General features: G+C 60.7%; 18 protein-coding genes and 2 tRNA genes. 6 read left to right on the forward strand and 14 right to left on the reverse strand.

Features of this window, described 5'->3' with window-relative positions:
* Positions 1–11 precede the first annotated feature (11 nt).
* On the forward strand, positions 12–407 hold the full coding sequence (locus DFR38_RS05970) for a VOC family protein (RefSeq protein WP_059287397.1): 396 nt from the start codon (positions 12–14) through the stop codon (positions 405–407).
* An 18-nt stretch (positions 408–425) separates the two neighbouring features.
* Here DFR38_RS05970 and DFR38_RS05975 read toward each other — a convergent pair whose 3' ends face one another.
* From DFR38_RS05975 to DFR38_RS05985, 3 genes are all read right to left on the reverse strand, one after another.
* Positions 426–1,085 carry an amino acid ABC transporter permease gene (locus DFR38_RS05975; protein WP_059287398.1) on the reverse strand — a complete coding sequence of 220 codons (660 nt, stop codon included), beginning with the start codon at positions 1,083–1,085 and terminating at the stop codon, positions 426–428.
* 113 nt (positions 1,086–1,198) lie between these two features.
* Complete coding sequence (locus tag DFR38_RS05980) at positions 1,199–1,981, reverse strand: transporter substrate-binding domain-containing protein (protein WP_059287396.1); 783 nt, start codon at positions 1,979–1,981, stop codon at positions 1,199–1,201.
* Between the two features lie 112 nt (positions 1,982–2,093).
* Complete coding sequence (locus DFR38_RS05985; RefSeq protein WP_059287395.1) at positions 2,094–2,864, reverse strand: sulfite exporter TauE/SafE family protein; 771 nt, start codon at positions 2,862–2,864, stop codon at positions 2,094–2,096.
* A gap of 199 nt (positions 2,865–3,063) precedes the next feature.
* On the opposite strand from DFR38_RS05985, the gene DFR38_RS05990 reads away from it, so the two are divergent.
* Positions 3,064–4,755: a DUF945 family protein gene (locus DFR38_RS05990; protein WP_110313132.1), complete on the forward strand. Its 1,692-nt coding sequence runs from the start codon at positions 3,064–3,066 to the stop codon at positions 4,753–4,755.
* Positions 4,756–4,858: 103 nt separating this feature from the next.
* Here the strand turns inward: DFR38_RS05990 and ychF are convergent, their stop codons facing one another.
* The 8 genes from ychF to DFR38_RS06030 all read right to left on the reverse strand — a co-directional run bounded on the left by ychF (position 4,859) and on the right by DFR38_RS06030 (position 11,641).
* On the reverse strand, positions 4,859–5,950 hold the full coding sequence (gene ychF, locus DFR38_RS05995) for a redox-regulated ATPase YchF (protein ID WP_059286219.1): 1,092 nt from the start codon (positions 5,948–5,950) through the stop codon (positions 4,859–4,861).
* A 59-nt stretch (positions 5,951–6,009) separates the two neighbouring features.
* Complete coding sequence (pth, locus tag DFR38_RS06000) at positions 6,010–6,594, reverse strand: aminoacyl-tRNA hydrolase (RefSeq protein WP_199052543.1); 585 nt, start codon at positions 6,592–6,594, stop codon at positions 6,010–6,012.
* 73 nt (positions 6,595–6,667) lie between these two features.
* On the reverse strand, positions 6,668–7,228 hold the full coding sequence (locus DFR38_RS06005) for a 50S ribosomal protein L25/general stress protein Ctc (RefSeq protein WP_059286218.1): 561 nt from the start codon (positions 7,226–7,228) through the stop codon (positions 6,668–6,670).
* Between the two features lie 60 nt (positions 7,229–7,288).
* Positions 7,289–8,272 (reverse strand): ribose-phosphate pyrophosphokinase, encoded by a 984-nt coding sequence (locus tag DFR38_RS06010; RefSeq protein WP_045846690.1) that lies wholly within the window; start codon positions 8,270–8,272, stop codon positions 7,289–7,291.
* Between the two features lie 88 nt (positions 8,273–8,360).
* Positions 8,361–8,435: transfer RNA gene (locus DFR38_RS06015), tRNA-Gln, on the reverse strand.
* Between the two features lie 8 nt (positions 8,436–8,443).
* On the reverse strand, positions 8,444–9,295 hold the full coding sequence (gene ispE, locus DFR38_RS06020) for a 4-(cytidine 5'-diphospho)-2-C-methyl-D-erythritol kinase (protein ID WP_059286221.1): 852 nt from the start codon (positions 9,293–9,295) through the stop codon (positions 8,444–8,446).
* Between the two features lie 43 nt (positions 9,296–9,338).
* Positions 9,339–9,890, reverse strand: a complete 552-nt coding sequence (lolB, locus tag DFR38_RS06025; RefSeq protein ID WP_110313133.1) for a lipoprotein insertase outer membrane protein LolB — start codon at positions 9,888–9,890, stop codon at positions 9,339–9,341.
* Positions 9,887–11,641, reverse strand: coding sequence for a tetratricopeptide repeat protein (locus DFR38_RS06030; protein ID WP_239688679.1), 1,755 nt, complete (start codon positions 11,639–11,641; stop codon positions 9,887–9,889). The genes lolB and DFR38_RS06030 overlap by 4 nt, the downstream gene beginning before the upstream one ends.
* Positions 11,642–11,728: 87 nt before the next feature.
* On the opposite strand from DFR38_RS06030, the gene mutM reads away from it, so the two are divergent.
* Positions 11,729–12,544 (forward strand): bifunctional DNA-formamidopyrimidine glycosylase/DNA-(apurinic or apyrimidinic site) lyase, encoded by an 816-nt coding sequence (gene mutM, locus DFR38_RS06035; RefSeq protein WP_059286216.1) that lies wholly within the window; start codon positions 11,729–11,731, stop codon positions 12,542–12,544.
* A gap of 42 nt (positions 12,545–12,586) precedes the next feature.
* Positions 12,587–13,417: a lysophospholipid acyltransferase family protein gene (locus DFR38_RS06040; protein WP_059286215.1), complete on the forward strand. Its 831-nt coding sequence runs from the start codon at positions 12,587–12,589 to the stop codon at positions 13,415–13,417.
* Here the strand turns inward: DFR38_RS06040 and DFR38_RS06045 are convergent.
* A complete protein-coding gene (locus DFR38_RS06045) occupies positions 13,344–14,165 on the reverse strand; it encodes a symmetrical bis(5'-nucleosyl)-tetraphosphatase (protein WP_059286220.1) in 822 nt (273 codons plus the stop codon). The genes DFR38_RS06040 and DFR38_RS06045 overlap by 74 nt on opposite strands.
* Before the next feature lie 157 nt (positions 14,166–14,322).
* On the opposite strand from DFR38_RS06045, the gene DFR38_RS06050 reads away from it, so the two are divergent.
* Positions 14,323–16,338 carry a UvrD-helicase domain-containing protein gene (locus DFR38_RS06050; protein ID WP_110313134.1) on the forward strand — a complete coding sequence of 672 codons (2,016 nt, stop codon included), beginning with the start codon at positions 14,323–14,325 and terminating at the stop codon, positions 16,336–16,338.
* Positions 16,339–16,409: 71 nt separating this feature from the next.
* Here DFR38_RS06050 and DFR38_RS06055 read toward each other — a convergent pair whose 3' ends face one another.
* Entirely contained in the window at positions 16,410–17,126 is a 717-nt protein-coding gene (locus tag DFR38_RS06055; RefSeq protein ID WP_244909885.1) for a c-type cytochrome, read from the reverse strand.
* A 157-nt stretch (positions 17,127–17,283) separates the two neighbouring features.
* Between DFR38_RS06055 and DFR38_RS06060 the strand changes: the two genes are divergently transcribed.
* Positions 17,284–17,360 (forward strand) — tRNA-Arg (locus DFR38_RS06060).
* A 261-nt stretch (positions 17,361–17,621) separates the two neighbouring features.
* On the opposite strand, the gene DFR38_RS06065 is transcribed toward DFR38_RS06060, so the two are convergent.
* Positions 17,622–18,374, reverse strand: a complete 753-nt coding sequence (locus tag DFR38_RS06065; protein WP_059286213.1) for a DnaJ domain-containing protein — start codon at positions 18,372–18,374, stop codon at positions 17,622–17,624.
* Positions 18,375–18,557 lie beyond the last annotated feature (183 nt).

Here is an 18,557-nt window from a genome sequence, read left to right on the forward strand (position 1 = left end):
CAGGAGACTTCATGATTGCCGCGATTGACCATATCGTACTGACCACCGCCCGCCTGGATGAGTGCATCGCCTTTTATTGCGATGCGCTGGGCATGACGCTGGAGCGCTTCGTCGGCGGCACGCCAGCGGTGGAAAGGCTGGCGCTGCGCTTTGGCCGGCAAAAGATCAATATCCATGTGCAGGGCAAGGAGTTCGAGCCCAAGGCCCAGCTGCCCACCCCCGGCGCACTGGACCTGTGCTTGATCGCCGCGCTGCCGCTGGCCGAGGTCATCCAGCAACTACAAGCCAGGCAGATTGCCATTGTCGAAGGTCCGGTACTGCGTACCGGTGCCACCGGCAAGATCAACTCAGTGTATGTGCGCGACCCCGATCACAACCTGATCGAGATTTCCGAATACCTGTCCTAGCCCCCAGCCCGCCGTGGCTTAACGCTGGTGCGCCAGCTCCAGCTTGCGCTCCACCCGCTTTTGCAGCCGCTCGAAGCTGGCACTCATCATCCAGTACAAGGCCGCCGCACCCAGATAGAGCGGCAGCGGCTGGAAAGTCTGGGCAATCACTTCCTTGGTGGCCAGCATCAGCTCGGTCACGGTAATCACCGACACCAGCGAGGTGTCCTTGATCAGGCTGATCAGCGAATTGGACAGGCTGGGCACCGACAGCCGCAATGCCTGCGGTGCCACGATATAACGCATGGTCTGCCACCAGCTCAGGCCCAGCGACAGCCCGGCATCCCACTGGCCACGCTCCACCCCGGCAATGCCGCCGCGCAGGCTTTCCGACAGATAGGCCGCCACATTCAGCGTCAGGGCGATGATGCCGGCCGGCACCGGTTCCAGTTCGATGCCGATGCCCGGCAAGCCATAATAGATCACGAAAATCTGCACCAGCAGCGGCGTACCGCGCATGGCACTGACGTAAAAAGCCACCAGCTGCGACAGCACCGGCACCTTGCCCACCCGCAGCAGGGCCACCACAAAGCCCAGCAGCAAACCCAGCACCATGGACACCACGGCAAACATCAAGGTATACAACGCGCCCTTGAGCATGACCGGCAAGGCGGCCCTTATCAGATCGGCCCACTCCATGTATTCATCCCCATTCAAAAACACCTGCGCCCCTGACCGGCAGGGGCGCAGCAATCAGCCCATTCTAATGGTACTGACGGTAAAACACGATGGCCGCAGCGGGCCAGACCCGCTTACTTGGCGGCGGTCGGCGCCTTGGATACATCAATACCAAACCACTTCAGCGAAATCTTCTTGAAGCTGCCATCGGCCTTCATGTCATTCAGTGCCTTGTCCACCGCCTGCTTGAACTTGGGGTTGTTCTTGGCAAACGGAATGCCCATGGTGGTGATGTCACCCACCGGATGGCCAGCCTTCAAGGGCAGCTTGGCTTGCTTGATGGCAAAGGGAATCAGCAGGCTGTCATTGAGCGCGGCGTCGATACGGCCGCTGGCCAGGTCCTGCAGGTTCTCCGGTGCCGAGGGATAGACCTTGACCTCGATGCCATTCACCGCCTTGACCATGTCGGCATAGTTACTGCCCTGGCCCACGCCCACCTTCTTGCCTTTCAGGTCATCCAGCGACTTGAACACGCGGCTCTCGTTCTTGCGCACGATCAGCTGGGCGCTGGAATAGGTATAAGGCTGGGAAAAATCGAAGGTTTCCTTGCGCTTGTCGGTAATGCCCACCTGGTTCACCACCACGTCAAACTTGCCAGCCTGCAAGCCAGCCAGCAGGCCGCTCCATTCACCAGTGGTGAATTCCGGCTTCACCTTCAGGCGCTTGGCCACCTCGGTGGCCACTTCCACATCAAAGCCGGTGAGCTGTTGATTGGCATCCTTGAAGGTAAAGGGCGGGTAGGTGCCTTCCACGGCAATTTTCAGCGTACCGCGCTGTTTCACGGTATCCAGCAGGTCGGCAGCCAGGGCGTGGCCAGCGCAGGCGGCGATAAGGGTAGCCAGCAGAATTTTTTTCATATCAAAATAACCCTGAGTTATTTTAAACAAACAATTTAATCAAAGGCGGAATATATCAATACTCACGCCGGCAAGCCAGCAACTTCTACAGTGGTCACAGCATACGCCGGGTTTAGCGCACAAACAGCCATATTGTCAGTGCGGTTCCCACCACCACCACAAAGCCGCGCAACAAGCGCTCCGGCAGGCGGTGCATCAGCCAGCCACCCACCACGCCACCGACAATGCCACCCGCGCCCAAGGCCAACACCGCCGACCAGTTGATCAGCGGCGAAAAGGCAAAAATCACCACCGCCGAAGCATTCATGGTCATGGCCAATGCATTCTTGGTGGCCGTGGCCATCCGCACCTGCTGGCCGGCAATGGTCAGCGCCGCCAGCATCAGAAAACCGATGCCCCCACCAAAATAACCGCCATAAACGGCAATCACCCCCTGGATCAGCATCAACAAGGGCGTGGACAGATGACGCGCGGGGGCATCGGCGGCCACCACCGGCTTGCGGCGAAAGCTGCCCCAGGCAAACACGCTGGTGGCAAACAGCACCAGCCATGGCACCAACCGGGTAAAGATGCTCACCGGCGTCGACAGCAATAGCAGCGCCCCCAGCACGCCCCCAATCAGGCTGACCACAAACAGCTGCCGAAACGGCACCGGTCCCACGCCGCCCACCAGCTTGCGCCCGGCCAGCGCCGAGGTGATCTGGCTGGGAAACAGCGCAATGGTACTGCTCATATTGGCCGCCAGCGGGTTCAGCCCGGCCAGCAACAAGGCGGGAAAGGTAATGAAGGAACCACCGCCGGCCAGCGCGTTCTGGATGCCGGCATACAAACCGGCCGCAGCAATCAGTGCCAGCAAGGGAAGCGGCAGGGACAAATTCGACATAAAAACAGCTCCGCAGTAGATCGGCCACACGCCAGCCGCCATTCTGCCTTGGATACCGAAGAAAAACACTCGGGTTTTCCCGCCGGGCCACACATGCAGCGCACGGCAAGCCGGCAGACTGGCCGTCGGCCAGCAGCCCTGTTAGTCTGTCGGCATACGCCGACAAGGCCGCCAGCATCCACTGCGGCAGGGAGAAAACATGAAGCTGATCACCGGAGTCGCCGCCGCACTGGCGCTGGCCGTAACAGGCTGGTGCACCATCGCCCCCGGCATTGTCGGCATGCGTAGCGAAGACAAGATGCGCAGCGACTTTGCCGCGCTGGGCAACAGCAGCGCGGGATCCTTGCTCAGCCTGCAGCAGTTTGATCGCGGCTGGTTCAGCTCCAGCGCCCGTGCCCAGCTGAAATTGCCGCTGGGCGGCCAGCAGCAAATCTTCCAGCTCGACTACCACATCAACCAGTTTCCGCTGCCTTTCGTGCGCTGGTCGCGCACGCAAACCACCATCACCCCGCTGGATGCCCAGGGCCAGCCCGGCCAGCCGCTGCCGCTGCAGATTGACACCATCCGCGCCACCGATGGCAGCACCAGCAGCCAGTTTTCCGGGCAGAACATCACTCTGGGCAGCCCGGCCGGCGCCCTCAGCTTCAGCATCAAGGGCAGCGCACGCAGCCAGGCAGGGCAGCCGGTCAGCTACGACCTGACCCTGCCGGATATCAGCTACCGCGCTACCGTCCCGGCGGCTGGCGACATCAGGCTGAGCCTGGTCAATCTCAAGCTCAATGGCAGCCTGGCCGCCTTCAGCACGCCGGAAGAACCGTGGGCCTCGCAACTGACACAGCAATTCGACAGCGCCAGCCTGCAAAGCGGAACGCTGCCGCTGGCCCAGCTAGGCCCCGCCCATCTGGAGATCAGCGTGCGCGACAAGGCTGGCAATGTCGACGTCAGCTATCGCACCCACCTGGCCAGCCTCAAGCTGACACCCCCCGGACTGCCGCCCATCCAGCAGGACAATATCGATGCCGACTTCAGCTACAACAATCTGCACAAACAGACGCTGACCGCCTGGCAAAGCGAAGCCCTGGCACTGAACAACCGCGCCGACCTGCGCGCCAACCCCGCCGCCATGCAGCAGGCGTCGATGGCGCTGGTCTACAAATACATGGGCACCTTCCTGGCCCAATCCCCCAGTTTCAAGCTGGATCGCCTGTCCTTCCACATGCCACAGGGCAGCTTCAAGGCCAATTTCACCATCGCTTTTGATGGATCGGGCGTCAAAGCGGCCGACATCACCCTGCCCTGGCTGGCGGCACAGGGACAGCGCCGCAGCAGCCTGCAAGCGGGCATGACGCTGGAGCGCAGCCTGCTCGACGGCCTGCTGCCCCGTAGCGGCGGCCCCGGACAAACCGCCCAGGCCAGGGCAAGCGCCGATGTCATGCTGGCGCAATGGCAGGCACAAGGGCTGATCAAGGATGATGGCAAATTCATCAGCAGCAGCCTGCAAATCGACAGCAACGGCATCAAGGCCAATGGCCAGCCGCTCAAGCTGCCGGCCGCCATGGCGGGCATGAGCGGCATGAACGGCGCACCGCCTCAGCCGGCCCCCGTCCCCCCTGCCACGGCAGCCCCATCCGTAACAGCAGCCCCATCCGTAACAGCAGCCCCGTCCGCCGCTGCGGCCATCGCACCAGCGCCGCCAGTGGCTCCGGAGCCCCCCAAAGTGGCAGCAGCCAGTGCCAACAGCAGCCCCATACCCGCCGCCGTGGCGGCCAGCAAGGCCGAGCCAGCCACAACGGCCCCGGCCCACCACCCCCTGCCCGGCCCGCAGCGCGACCTCAGACACTGCCTGAGCCTGCCCAACGACCGCGCCATCATGCGCTGCGCCGAGGGTTAAGCCCGCCTCAGCAAGCCGGCGAACGCCCCGCCAAGCAAAACGCCCCTGGGATGGACCATCCAGGGGCGTTTCACATGCAACAGCGGCCAAGGCCGCTGCTGACTCAGACGTTGAACAGGAAGTTCATCACGTCACCATCCTGCACTACGTATTCCTTGCCTTCCGAGCGCATCTTGCCGGCTTCCTTGGCCTTGGCTTCGCCACCCAGGGTGACGAAATCGTTATAGGCAATGGTCTGGGCGCGGATGAAGCCACGTTCGAAGTCGGTGTGGATCACACCGGCAGCCTGCGGGGCGGTGTCGCCGACGTGGATGGTCCAGGCGCGCACTTCCTTCACCCCGGCGGTGAAGTAGGTCTGCAGGCCCAGCAGCTTGTAACCGGCACGGATCAGGCGGTCCAGACCCGGCTCTTCCAGGCCCATTTCGGCCAGGAATTCGGCCTTGTCGGCGTCATCCAGATCAGCGATTTCGCTTTCGATGGCTGCACACAGGGCCACCACCGGTGCGCCTTCGCGCTCGCCCAGCGCTTGCAGCTTGTCCAGGTAGGGGTTGTTGCTGAAGCCGTCTTCCGCCACGTTGGCCACGTACATGGCGGGCTTGATGGTCAGCAGGCACAGCGGCTTGAGGATGGCTTTTTCTTCGTCGGACAAGTCCAGCGAGCGCACCGGCTGGCCCTGGTCCAGATGCGGCACCAGCTTTTCCAGTACGGCGATCAGCGCACGGGCGTCCTTGTCACCGGACTTGGCTTTCTTGCCTTCGCGCTGCATGGCCTTTTCCACCGAGGACAGGTCGGCCAGCGCCAGTTCGGTGCCGATGGTTTCGATGTCGGCAATCGGGTCGACCTTGCCGGCCACATGCACGATATTGTCGTCGTCAAAGCAGCGCACCACATTGACGATGGCGTCGGTTTCGCGGATGTTGGCCAGGAACTGGTTGCCCAGGCCTTCACCCTTGGACGCACCCGCCACCAGGCCGGCGATGTCGACGAATTCGACGATGGCCGGCTGGATTTTTTGCGGGTTGATGATCTTGGCCAGTTCGGCCAGACGCGGGTCCGGCACTTCCACGATGCCCACATTGGGCTCGATGGTGCAGAAGGGATAGTTGGCGGCTTCGATGCCGGCCTTGGTCAGCGCATTAAACAGGGTGGACTTGCCAACATTGGGCAGGCCAACAATACCGCACTTCAGACTCATGTCAGCATTCCTTGAAATCGGTTCACAATCAGGCGGGCCGTTTGCGCCGGCCCGGTTCATTACTTGGCTGCAGTATGCAGTTCTTTCATGGCCATCGCCATATTGCCGGCAATGGCCAGCGGCAGATGATTCAGCGATTTGAGCACGGCGTCATCAATGGCGCTTTGCTCTTCCGCCCGCGGCTTTTTCAGCACGAAATTGGCCACTTCGTTGCGGTCGCCCGGATGGCCGATGCCCAGACGCAAGCGCCAGAACGCCGGGGAACTCAGGCGCGCGGCAATGTCTTTCAGGCCGTTGTGGCCGCCATGGCCACCGCCCTGCTTGAGGCGGGCCGTGCCGGGCGGCAGGTCCAGCTCATCATGCACCACCAGGATTTCATCCGGCAGTATCTTGTAAAAATGCGCCAGCGCCAGCACGGCCTGGCCGGACAGGTTCATGAAGGTCAGCGGCTTGAGCAGCCAGATATCCTGGCCTTCGATCTGCACGCGGGCAATATCGCCGTGGAACTTGCCCTCGGTACGCCAGTTGCCCTTGTATTTCCAGCACAGCTCGTCCAGCAGCCAGAAACCGGCGTTATGGCGGGTCTTTTCATATTCCGGCCCGGGGTTGCCCAGACCGACAATCATGCGAATGGCGGACATGATCGGATTTTCCAGTAAAAAGGCCCGCTGCAGGCCAAAGCCTGACAACGAGCCCTTGTCAAACAAGCACTAATGCTTAGGCGTTGGCCAGAGCAATGGCTGCGTCTTCGCCACGAACCAGGGCGGCGATTTCAACACCGGCCGGCAGTTTCAGGTCGGACAGGTGTACGGCTTCGCCTACCTTGATGGCAGACAGGTCAACTTCGATGAACTTCGGCAGGTCGCCCGGCAGTGCGCGAACTTCCACTTCATTGATGATGTGGCTGATCTTGGCGCCTTGCAGCTTAACGGCGTCCGATTGGTCGGCGTTAACGAAGTGCAGTTGAATCTTCACGTGTACTTTTTGGCTCAGGTCAACACGCTGGAAATCAACGTGCATCACTTGCTGTTTGTACGGGTGGTTCTGGAAGTCACGCAGGATGACAGCTTGCTTCTGGCCGTCGATGACCAGGTCCAGAATGGCGGAGTGGAATGCTTCTTCCTTCAGTGCGTAGAACACGGTGTTGTGGTCCAGCACGATGGATTCTGCAGCGCCGTTGCCGTATACCACGGCCGGCAGTTTGCCAGCGTGACGCAGGCGGCGGCTCGCACCAGTACCCATCTCTTCGCGCTTGGCGGCGATCAGTTCATAAGCCATGTAAAGCTCCAGTATTTCAAGTTAAAGGCACCAGCCCCGCCGCGACCAGCGGGCCTGATGTTACGGCAGGCAAGCGCCCGACGAAACCAGTTCCTCATTGAAGAGGTAGGACACCGATTCCTCGTTGTTGATGCGGCGCAGCGTCTCGGCCAGCAGGCCGGCGATGCTGGCAACCCGGATGTTCGGGCAGGCCAGGGCCTGTGCAGTCAACGGAATGGTGTCGGTGACAACGACCATGTCGATGTCGGAATTCTTGATGCGATCCACGGCCTGGCCGGAGAAAATCGCATGGGTGGCGTAAGCCAGCACGCGCTGGGCACCGCGCTCTTTCAGCGCGGAAGCGGCCTTGCACAGGGTGTTGGCGGTGTCGATCATGTCATCCACGATCAGACAGGTACGGCCGGATACATCACCGATGATGTTCATCACCTCGGCCACATTGGCCTTGGGACGACGCTTGTCGATGATGGCGAGGTCGGTGTTCAGGGCCTTGGCCATGGCACGGGCACGCACCACACCGCCCACGTCCGGGCTGACCACGATCAGGTCGTCAATGCGCTGGGAACGGATGTCTTTCAGCAGCACCGGGGTGGCGTAAACGTTGTCCACCGGGATGTCGAAGAAACCCTGGATCTGGTCCGCGTGCAGGTCGACGGTGAGTACACGGTCGATGCCGGCGCTGGTCAGCATGTTGGCTACCAGCTTGGCGGAGATCGGTACGCGTGCCGAGCGCGGACGACGGTCCTGACGGGCGTAGCCAAAATACGGGATGGCTGCGGTAATCCGGCCGGCAGAAGCACGCTTGAGCGCGTCGGCCATGGTCAGGATTTCCATCAGGTTGTCATTGGTGGGCGCACAGGTGGACTGCAGGATGAACACGTCGCGACCACGGACATTCTCCAGCAGTTCAACAGCGACTTCGCCATCGCTGAACTTGCCGACATCGGCGCGGCCGAGGGAGATATCCAGATGCTTGACCACGTTTTGAGCGAGTTCCGGGTTAGCGGTCCCGGTAAATACCATCAAACTGTCGTATGACGCCATGATTCCATTTGCCTTAGCAGGATAAAGAAAAAGCGTGTAAGGGATTCTTACACGCTTTTTTCATGCTCTCTCTATTGAGAGAAAGTCTTGGCTGGGGAGGTAGGGATCGAACCTACGAATGCCGGAATCAAAATCCGGTGCCTTACCACTTGGCGACTCCCCAATAAACTTTCATTCAATGTCCAGCAAGGGGTGGCTATTCAGCCCTTTTGCAACAAATCCCTTATATTTTACGGACATTGCCTGATAAACTTTATCGGCTTCTTCCTTTGACTGGCACTCCAGAAACACACATGCTCCTGAACCAGTCATCAGCGGCGAACCATATTTTTTCAACTCGCTCAGTACTTCATTCACCGCCGGGTACATCTCTGAAACAACTTGCTGCAGCTCGTTTCGTCGTTGCTGCGTTGTTTCGAGGATTCGCATTATGCTGATGCGACCTTCCTCTGTCAACACCCTTCCTGCAAATTTTTTAAATATTTCTGCAGTTGGTACATGTACCCCGGGATGAATTACAACATACCAGGCTGGTTTGAGATTGATTTCATTCAGTTTTTCGCCAATCCCGGTAGCCAGCGCATTTTTGCCGAAAATGAACACCGGAACGTCCGCACCCAGCGACAAACCCAGCTCCATTAATTTTTCACGGGAGAAATTTGTCTGCCACAGCTGGTTGAGCGCCAATAAAACCGTGGCGGCATCGGAGCTGCCACCGCCCAAACCACCGCCCATGGGGATGCGCTTGGTCAAACGGATGGAGGCGCCCAAGCTGCAGCCGCTGGCCTGTTGCAGCAAACGGGCGGCACGCACCGTCAGGTCCTGCTCCGGCGCCACACCCTCAATCGGGTTGAGCAAGACAATCCGGCCATCGTCGCGCACCGCCAGTTCCACCGTGTCGCTGTAGTCGATGAAGCGGAAGACCGTTTCCAGCAGATGATAGCCATCGGCGCGTTTGCCGACGATGTGCAGCAACAGGTTGAGTTTGGCCGGCGCGGGGTAACTGTGAAATTGTGGGGACATGCGGGAATTCATCCGGGAATTAAGCGGAAAAGACAATCAGCGCTTAGCGCCAGTTTTGCGGCAACAAACGCAAGGTGAGTTTGTCACGCTGCATTTCCACCCGTTTGGGATAGAGGCCTGGCGCGTCGGCATCGCTGACAAAGCGTATGGTCCAGCCCTGCTGGTCGAGGCTGCCATCGCTGGCAAACTGGTAGGGCGCATCCGGCGCAGGCAGGCCGCGTATCCACCACACCAGATTGCCCAGTGGCAGGGTCCAGCCCAGCACGTCGTGGGTCAGGTCCTCGACATTGGCGGCCTGCCAGCTTTTGCCATCGGCCAGCAGGGTGACGCCGCTGGCATCGCGCCGCAATTGGGCCATCGTGCTGCCCAGCGGGCTGTTCACCGAGAGCTGGTCGGCTTGTGGCTGGTGCGACCAGTCGAACTGGCCGACCGAGCCCTTGCCATCCATATTGATGGAAATGCGGCCGCTGACGGTAAACGGCCGGTCCTGCACGGCGGAGCTGGCGCTGCCTGCCGGACGGAATACGGTTTCCGTGGCGCAGCCGGCCAGCAGCAGGCTGCCGGCCAGCACGGCCACGAGGAGCGGGCACTTCATGGCAGACGGAAACGCTTGAGGACGTCCTGCAGCGCCTCATTGCCGGGATCGCGCGCCAACGCACGGTTCCACACGCCCAGCGCTTCCTGCTTGCGGCCCAGCCTCCACATCACCTCGCCCATATGGGCGGCGACTTCGCTGTCCTGCATGGCGGCGTAGGAGCGCTCCAGGTATTTCAGGGCGGCTTCGTTGCGTCCCAGCTTGAACAGCACCCATCCCATGCTGTCGAGGATCATCGGATTATCCGGGTCGGCCTTGAGTGCCTTTTCGATATAAGCGAGAGCCTCCAAGTGGCGGCTGCTGCGATTGGCCAGGGTATAGCCCAGGGCATTGAGCGCCTGTGGATCGTCCGGCTTTTCCTTGAGCAGGGCCTTCAGGTCACGTTCGGCATCGCCTAGATTGCCCAGCTGGTCGGAGACCAGTGCGCGGTCGTAGAGCAGCTCGGGCGAGCGCGGCCAGCTTTCCAGCGCCTGGGTCAGAATGCGGTAGGACAGGTCGTAGCGCTTGGCATTGCGTGCCATTTCGGCCTGCTGCATGGCCACCTGCACTTTTTCCTGCTCGCCCTCGCCCAGCGGCGCCAGTCGCTGCAGCGCCTGGTCCAGCTTGCCATCGGCAGCGTCCAATGCGGCCAGCCGGGCTTGCGCGGGCAGATACTGCGGCCCCTTGCCCACGCTTTCATACCAGCGATACGCCGCGCTCTTGTCCTGGCGGTCTTCTGCCACCTGGCCCAGGGTGAAGCGGATGAAGTCGGCTTCCGGGTGTTTCTGCTGCAGGGCGGCACTCAGGCGCTGGTCGGCTGCGTCAAGATCGCGCAACTGGTAGGCCAGCAAACCGGTGGCATAAAGCAGTTCCGGATTGTCCGGATTCTGCTTGAGCAAGGCTTCAAAGGCACTGCGTGCCTCGACAAAGCGCTTGGCCCCCACCAGCAGGCGCGGATAGGCCGTGCGCAGTTCCAGCCCGGCATCGGGACGGCGCTGCAGTTCGCGCTGCAGGAAATCGATGGCCTGGTCCAGCCGGATGCGGCGCAGACGGTCGGTTTGCCAGGCTACCGGCAGATCCCATTTGGGGGCGATCTGCGCCAGCCGGTCGAACTCGCGCTGGATGGTGGCTTCGTCATTGATCTCTGCCGCCACGGCGATGACGGCAAAACGGGCTTCCGGCAGCTCCGGATAGCGGCTGGCCAGGCGGTTGACCAGCGCCGATGCCGCCTGCTTGTCGGACTGGCGGGCCGTCAGCCGCGCCAGTTGCACGAAGATGTCGGGGGCACGCTGCGGCTCGCGCTTGAGCAGGTCTTCCACCAGCGGCTCGCTTTCCGCCAGCTTGCCGGAACGCAACATGGTGATGAACAGCTGCTCGCGCGGGACTTGCGAGCTGGGGTCCAGCTCCATCCACAAGGCCAGCGCAGCGGAGGCTTCTTTCAATTGTCCGGAGAACAGGGCGAACTCGGCAGCGCGCTGGGCCAGCCGCGGGTCTTTGGTCTGGCGGGCCAGATCGAGATAGGTCACCGCAGAGGAACCGGCCGCGCCGCGCTGGGCGGCGATTTCGCTGGCCAGTACGCCATAGACGATTTGCGGCGTCAGCTCCAGCCGGGGCAGATTGGCAGTGTCCTCGGCGCTGGCTGTCGCTTCGTCGTCAGCCGCTTCCGCATTGCTCGGGGCCGGCGCATTGCTGTGCAAGGGGGATTTCAAGGTGGTGCAGGCTGACAACAGCAGCACCAGCAGCAAGGAAATAGGTCGATTCAGCGGTGTCATTCGCATGGAGTCTGTGCCGGTTGAACGCGTAGAATAGCACGCTCGGTTATTTGATCTAGTCAATCTTGTCCTGAAAGCAAAAGCAGCATGCCTGAATTGCCTGAAGTCGAAACGACCCGTCGTGGTGTGGCACCCTATCTGGACGGTGCCACGCTGCAAGGTGCCATCGTGCGTGATGGCCGCCTGCGCTGGCCGGTGCCGCCACAACTGGACGCCATTCTTTCCGGTCTGACAGTACGCGCAGTCACGCGTCGTGCCAAGTACCTGATCATCCATTTCGATAGTGGTTCCCTGCTGATCCATCTGGGGATGTCCGGCAGCCTGCGCTATGTTCCGGCCACCACCCCGGCGCAGAAACATGATCATATCGACCTGAAGCTGGGCAGCCATGTGCTGCGCTACCGCGATCCGCGCCGCTTTGGTGCCATGCTGTGGCATGTGGGGCCGCTGGAGTTTCATCCGCTATTGCAGGCGCTGGGGCCGGAGCCCCTGACCGACGACTTCAACGGTGATGTGCTGCACGCTGCCATCAGCAAGCGCAGCGCCGCCATCAAGCTGGTCATCATGGATAATCACGTGGTGGTTGGCGTGGGCAATATCTACGCCAACGAATCGCTATTCCATGCCGGCATCAACCCCACCCGCGCGGCCAGCACGCTGAGCCGGGCGGAATGCCAGGCACTGGCGACGGAAATCAAGCGGGTACTGGCGCTGGCGATCGAGGCCGGTGGCAGCACGCTGCGCGATTTCGTCAACACCGAGGGCAAGTCCGGCTACTTCCAGCAGGAATACTTTGTCTACGACCGGCAGGAGCAGGCCTGTCGCATCTGCAGCAGCCCGATTCGGCAGATACGGCAAGGCCAAAGGAGTTCCTACTATTGCCCGCTGTGCCAGCCATGCTAGAGTGGCTGATCATTCAACCCCGCACATGAAGCGCCGCGCACCTTGAAGTCTACTGCTACCACGTCTTACCTCACCCGCGCCAGCCGTTTGCTGCGCCTGGTCTGTCACATTGCCTTGGGCATTTTCATCGTCGCCACCCGTTATCCGCGCCTGGCCCAGGCCGAGCGCGCCGTGGTCACGCGGCGCTGGTCCGGTCATCTGCTGAAGATTCTCGGCATCTCGGTGCGGGTGGAGGGCGTGAATCCGGGCTTTTATCCGCCCAATACCCTGCTGGTGGCCAACCATGTGTCCTGGCTGGATATTTTCGTACTGAGCAGCTGCACGGTGTCGCGCTTTGTCGCCAAGCGCGAAATCCGCTCCTGGCCGCTGATCGGCTGGGTGGTGAATGCGGGCGGCACGCTGTTTATCGACCGCAGCAATCGCCGCGACGCCAGCCGCGTCAACCAGCTGCTGGCCGATGCGCTGGGCAAGGGCAGTTGCATGGCGGTGTTTCCGGAGGCCACCACCTCGGAAGGGCACGGCATCCTGCCATTCAAGGCCTCGCTGTTTGAAGCAGCCCTGCCCTCGCGCAGTACGGTGCAGCCGGTGTCCATGCGCTACCAGCTGCCCGATGGCAGCCTGACCACCGCGCCGGCCTACGCCGGCGACACCACTTTCTGGCAAAGCATCAAGCGGATACTGGCGCAGCCGGCGATGGAGGTCGTACTGACATACGGCCAGCCGCTAAAGGCGGGCGAAGGCGAGCTGACCACGCGTTTTGCCCTGTCGGAGCGGGCGTTCCGCGAAGTCAGCCTGGGCCTCAAGCTGCCACTTCCCGATACACCGGGCAGGGCAGCGAAAACGTCTGCCGATCCTCAAGCCGAAGTGCAGTAAGGCTGCCGCCCCACAGGCAGCCACTGTCGATGGACAGGATGTCTTCGGTCACATGCAGGCCCAGTGCCGACCAGTGGCCGCAAATGATGGGCGTGTGGCTGCTGCGCCGGCCCTTGGCCTCGAACCAGGGAATCAGGTTGGCCGGCGCACCGTCCAGCTCGCCCTTGTAAGCCAGATCAACCTCCCCTTCCCGGGTGATGAAGCGCATGCGGGTCATGGCATTGACGATCACCCGCAGCCGCTCGGCGCCCTTCAGGTCGTCAGCCCAGCGCGTGGGCTTGTTGCCATACAGCCGTGACAGGAAGTCGCGGTAGTAAGGGCCGGACAGGCCGTCCTCCACCTCTTCAGCCAGCCGCAATGCCTTGTCTATGCTCCACTCCGGCAGCAGGCCGGCATGCACCATGGCATAGCCTTGCTCGGCAATCATCAGCGGCTGGCAGCGCAGCCAGTCCAGCAGCACCTTGCCGTCCGCCGCGTTCAGGATGTCGTCCACCGTATCACTGCGGTGCAGCTTGCCAAAGCCTTCGGACACCGCCAGCAAATGCAGGTCGTGATTGCCCAGCACGATCTGCACCCGGTCCTGTTGCTGGAATACCCAGCGCAGCACCTGCAAGGACTCCGGGCCACGGTTGACCAGGTCACCGGTCAGCCACAGCGTATCCTTGCCGGGATTGAATTCGATTTGTCGCAGCAGTTGCTGAAAGGGGCCGAAACAGCCCTGGATATCGCCAATTGCGTATGTCGCCATCTTCACCTCTGACAATGCGGCTGGTCGCACCGGGCCAACCGCGGATAGTCTCATGATACCCCATGCTACAATGCACGGCCTTGGTTACCACGATGCTACGCCGCCCGACAGCCGCCCTGGCTTTCGCCCGGCCAGCCTCACCGCCGGAACTCCACCCATGTCCGCACCTCAGCTCAATCCGCCGCAGCGCGAAGCCATTCATCACCTTGACGGCCCCTTGCTGGTGCTGGCCGGAGCCGGCTCCGGCAAAACCCGCGTCATTACCTACAAGATCACCCACCTGATCCGCCACGGGAATATCCCGGCACGGCATATCGCCGCCATCACCTTTACCAACAAGGCGGCCCGCGAAATGCTGGAGCGGGTGGGCAAGCTGCTCTCTGCGCAGGAAATCCGCGGCATCACCGTGTCCACCTTCCACTCGCTGGGCATGCAGATCCTGCGTCAGGAAGCGCCGCATCTGGGCTACAAGCCGCAGTTTTCCATTCTGGATGCCTTCGATGCCGGCAAGATCATCGCCGACATCCTGAAAACCACGCACAAGGACGAAGTGCGCAAGGTGCAAAGCCAGATCTCGCTATGGAAGAACGACCTGAAAGGGCCGGACCAGATGCTGCTGGAAGCCCAGGGCGAATGGGAAAGCATCTGCGCCCGCACCTATCTGGCCTACCAGGACACGCTGACCGCCTACCAGGCAGTGGATTTTGACGATCTCATCCGCCTGCCGGTGCAGCTGTTCAAGACCCACCCGGACGTCCTGCTCAAATGGCAGGGCAAGCTGCGCTATCTGCTGATTGACGAATACCAGGACACCAATACCTGCCAGTACCTGATGGTGAAGCTGCTGGCCGGTGTGCGCGGGCAGTTCACCGCAGTGGGGGACGACGACCAGTCCATCTACGCCTGGCGCGGTGCCAATATGGAAAACCTGCGCCTGCTGCAGCAAGACTTTCCCCAACTGAGAATCATCAAGCTGGAACAGAATTACCGCTCGACCGCCCGGATTCTGCGCGCCGCCAATTCAGTCATTTCCAACAATCCCAAGCTGTTTGAAAAGCAGCTGTGGAGCGAGCTGGGCCTGGGTGAGCCGATTCATGTGGTGCAATGCAAGGACGAGGAGCACGAAGCGGAAATCGTGGTGCAGCGGCTGCTGGCGCATAAATTTGAATACCGCACCGAATTCAAGGACTACGCCATCCTCTACCGCGGCAATTATCAGGCGCGCATTTTCGAGCAAGCCCTGCGCAACCAGCGCATTCCCTACCAGATGGCGGGCGGCCAGAGCTTTTTTGACAAGCCGGAGATCAAGGACATCCTGTCCTACCTGCGCCTGATCACCAATCCGGACGACGACCCGGCCTTTATCCGCGCCGTGACCACCCCCAAACGCGGCGTGGGCACCGGCACCCTGGAAAAACTGGGCGGCTGGGCCGGCCAGTGCAGCAAAAGCCTGTTTGCCAGCGCCTTCGAACCCGGCTTTCGCGTACAGGTGCAAAGCGCGCAGCTGGAGCCGCTCAGCCAGTTCTGCGACTTCATCAATCGCCTGCAATACCGTGCTACCCGCGAGCCTGCCGGCGAACTGGCCATGGAGCTGGTCAAGGCCATCAACTACGAAGCCTGGCTGTACGACAGCGAAGACAGCCCGCGCATTGCCGAAACCAAGTGGAAAAACGTGCTGGAGCTGGTAGCCTGGCTGGCGCGCAAGGGCGAGGCCGATAGCAAGAACCTGATCGAGCTATCGCAGACCATTGCCCTGATCACCATGCTGGAAGGCCGCGACGAAGGCGAGGTCGACGCTGTGAAGATGTCCACCCTGCACGCCTCCAAGGGCCTGGAATACCCCTATGTCTTTCTGGTGGGCACCGAGGAAGGCATTTTGCCGCACAGCGAATCGGTGGATAACGGCATGGTGGAAGAAGAACGGCGGCTGATGTATGTGGGCATTACCCGTGCCCAGCGCATGCTCACCCTCACCTATTGCGTGAAACGCCGCCGCGCCGGCGAGTGGCAGTTTGTCGAGCCATCACGTTTCATTGCCGAAATCGACGGAGGCGATCTGCGCCACTTTGGCCGCCCTGGTGCCGAACCCATCGTCAGCAAGAGCGAAGGCAAGTCCAAGCTGGCCAGCCTTAGCGCCATGCTGGCCGAAAAAACCAAACCGGCCGACAGCTGAGCCGCGGCCCCGCCGGCAAGACATAAAAAAACGCGCTGCAAGCAGCGCGTTTTTACTGAAAGAGATCCCGATTACTTGGAATTGTTCACCATGTATTCGATGGCGGCACGGAATTCTGCATCGCTGCCAGCAAAACCACCCTTGGGCGGCATGGCGTTCAGACCCTTGGTGGCGATCTTCTGCACTTCGTCCAGACCCACCTTGGTACGCTCAGCCCAGGCAGCCTTGTCGCCGAACTTCGGTGCACCAGCCACGCCAGCCGCGTGACAGTTGGTGCAGACGGTTTCATAAATCTTCTTGCCGACCACGGCCGGATCGGCCGGCGCACCTGCACCACCTACTGGCGGTTCGGTAAACTTGGCACCACCGGCATTGCCCATATAAGCAACGGCGCGCTTCACTTCGTCGTCGGTCAGGTCAGCCGCGCCACCCTTGGCCGGCATGGCATTGAAGCCTTGCAGCGCGTGTTGGGTCAGCGTGTCCCAGCCCTTGGCAATACGCGGGCCCCAGGCGGCGGCATCACCGAACTTCGGCGAACCAGCCAGACCCTGGCCGTGACAGGAAATACAAATCGCCTTGAATACCTGCTCACCATTACGCATGCCCGGAGGCGCGTCGCTGGCTTTCGATTCGCCAACCGGCTTCAGGCGAGCGGCAACAGCCTCCTTGGTCATGACCTCGGCATCAACGTTGTAACCACCCGTCGCCAGCTTCGCCAGCAACCAGATCGCCACTACCAGACCCACAACGACACCAATCAGGACCTTGATGATCTGACCGGGAGCCATTCCGTTCTCATTACTCATTCGAGCCTCGCCTGAAAAAAATGACAATTAAGATGGGAGGGATTATACGGTAAGCCGCGAAGCAAGGCAAAAACCATACACTGGACTCGGACATGCCCTTTGCGCTATGATCCGCCCTGCTTTATAGCAAGATCACAGCGCACCCGTAGCTCAGTTGGATAGAGTGTCAGTTTCCGAAGCTGAAGGTCACAGGTTCGATCCCTGTCGGGTGCGCCAACAATATCAATGACTTAGATGCCGCATACAAATCTAGGTCTCACCTTGCCAACACCGATTGTGCCGCTGTTGGTGCAGCTGAACCCACCCCAGCTCCGCAAAAATTTTCCTGCCTCCGGCGAAAATTTTTCATCGGCTTCAGAATTTCCACTCGCCTTACCCGTCCAGCCAGCGGCAGTCCCTGTTGTATCAAGCGCTCAATGCGGGCTGCCTGTCATCGCGGATGCATATCACGGCCTGGTCCTTTGGCAACGAAGGTACTTATCTCATTCTGGCGCAAGCCGCCTCCTGTGCTGCGTTGCGTGCGGCGTTATAACAAGCAAAGTAGGCAATGCTACGATTGGCTTGCTGCTGCTCTTGGAACTGTATCATCCTGTCCTGCGCCTTTTTCATTTGCTCCTGCTGTGCCTGCTGATTCTGGCGGATGATTTCCACCATGGCATCGCGGCGGCTCTGTGCTTCAAACTCTCGCTGTTGTGCCGCCAGCTTCTGGGTGTCCTGATTTTGTCTTAGCGCCTGCTCACGAGCGGCATTGGCCCGCGCCTGTTCTTCTTCGGCCTGCTTGGCAATGTCAATTTCCTTGCTCTGGTTGTTGACCAGGCCGTTGACGGCAGCGCCTTCATTGACCAAATGCTTTGCCGTATTGCTGTGATTTGAATAAAGGTAGGCCGCAGCCAAGCCAAAGACAAGCAGCAGTAACAGGGTGTATTTACCCTTGCCATCTCCTGTATGCGCAAGCTCAGACGCGTCCCGATAATAGCTAATGGCCGGGCTGGCTTGTGTGGCGGTGCTCTGGATTTTCATGTCGTACTGCGCCCGGGTGACAGAATCGCGCAGCGTCACATAAGCCCAGTTGACCAGCTTTAGCTCATTGACAGACTCGATATCCGGCTTGCTTTCCAGTTGTGCCTGCCTGATTTTGTAAGCGGCAGTAATCATGGCCACGTCAGCATCTTTGCTGACATGAAGTATCTGGTACAGATCGCGCTTTGGCTCCATGAAAGCATCTTTCATGCAAATGAAATATCTCAAAAGCATATCATCTGTTTACATGGCTGTAACTGCATCGCAAGCGGCTAGGCGGATCAGCCACTTGCCCAGCCGCCGCACAGCAGTGGCGGCCAGCCGGCAGCACCTTGAGCGCTCCGTCCTCTCGGGTTTTGAACTGCCTGCATGACAATTGCAAATGGGCCGCTA

It is taken from the genome of Aquitalea magnusonii (assembly GCF_003202035.1).
GTDB classification, from domain to species: Bacteria; Pseudomonadota; Gammaproteobacteria; order Burkholderiales; family Chromobacteriaceae; genus Aquitalea; species Aquitalea magnusonii.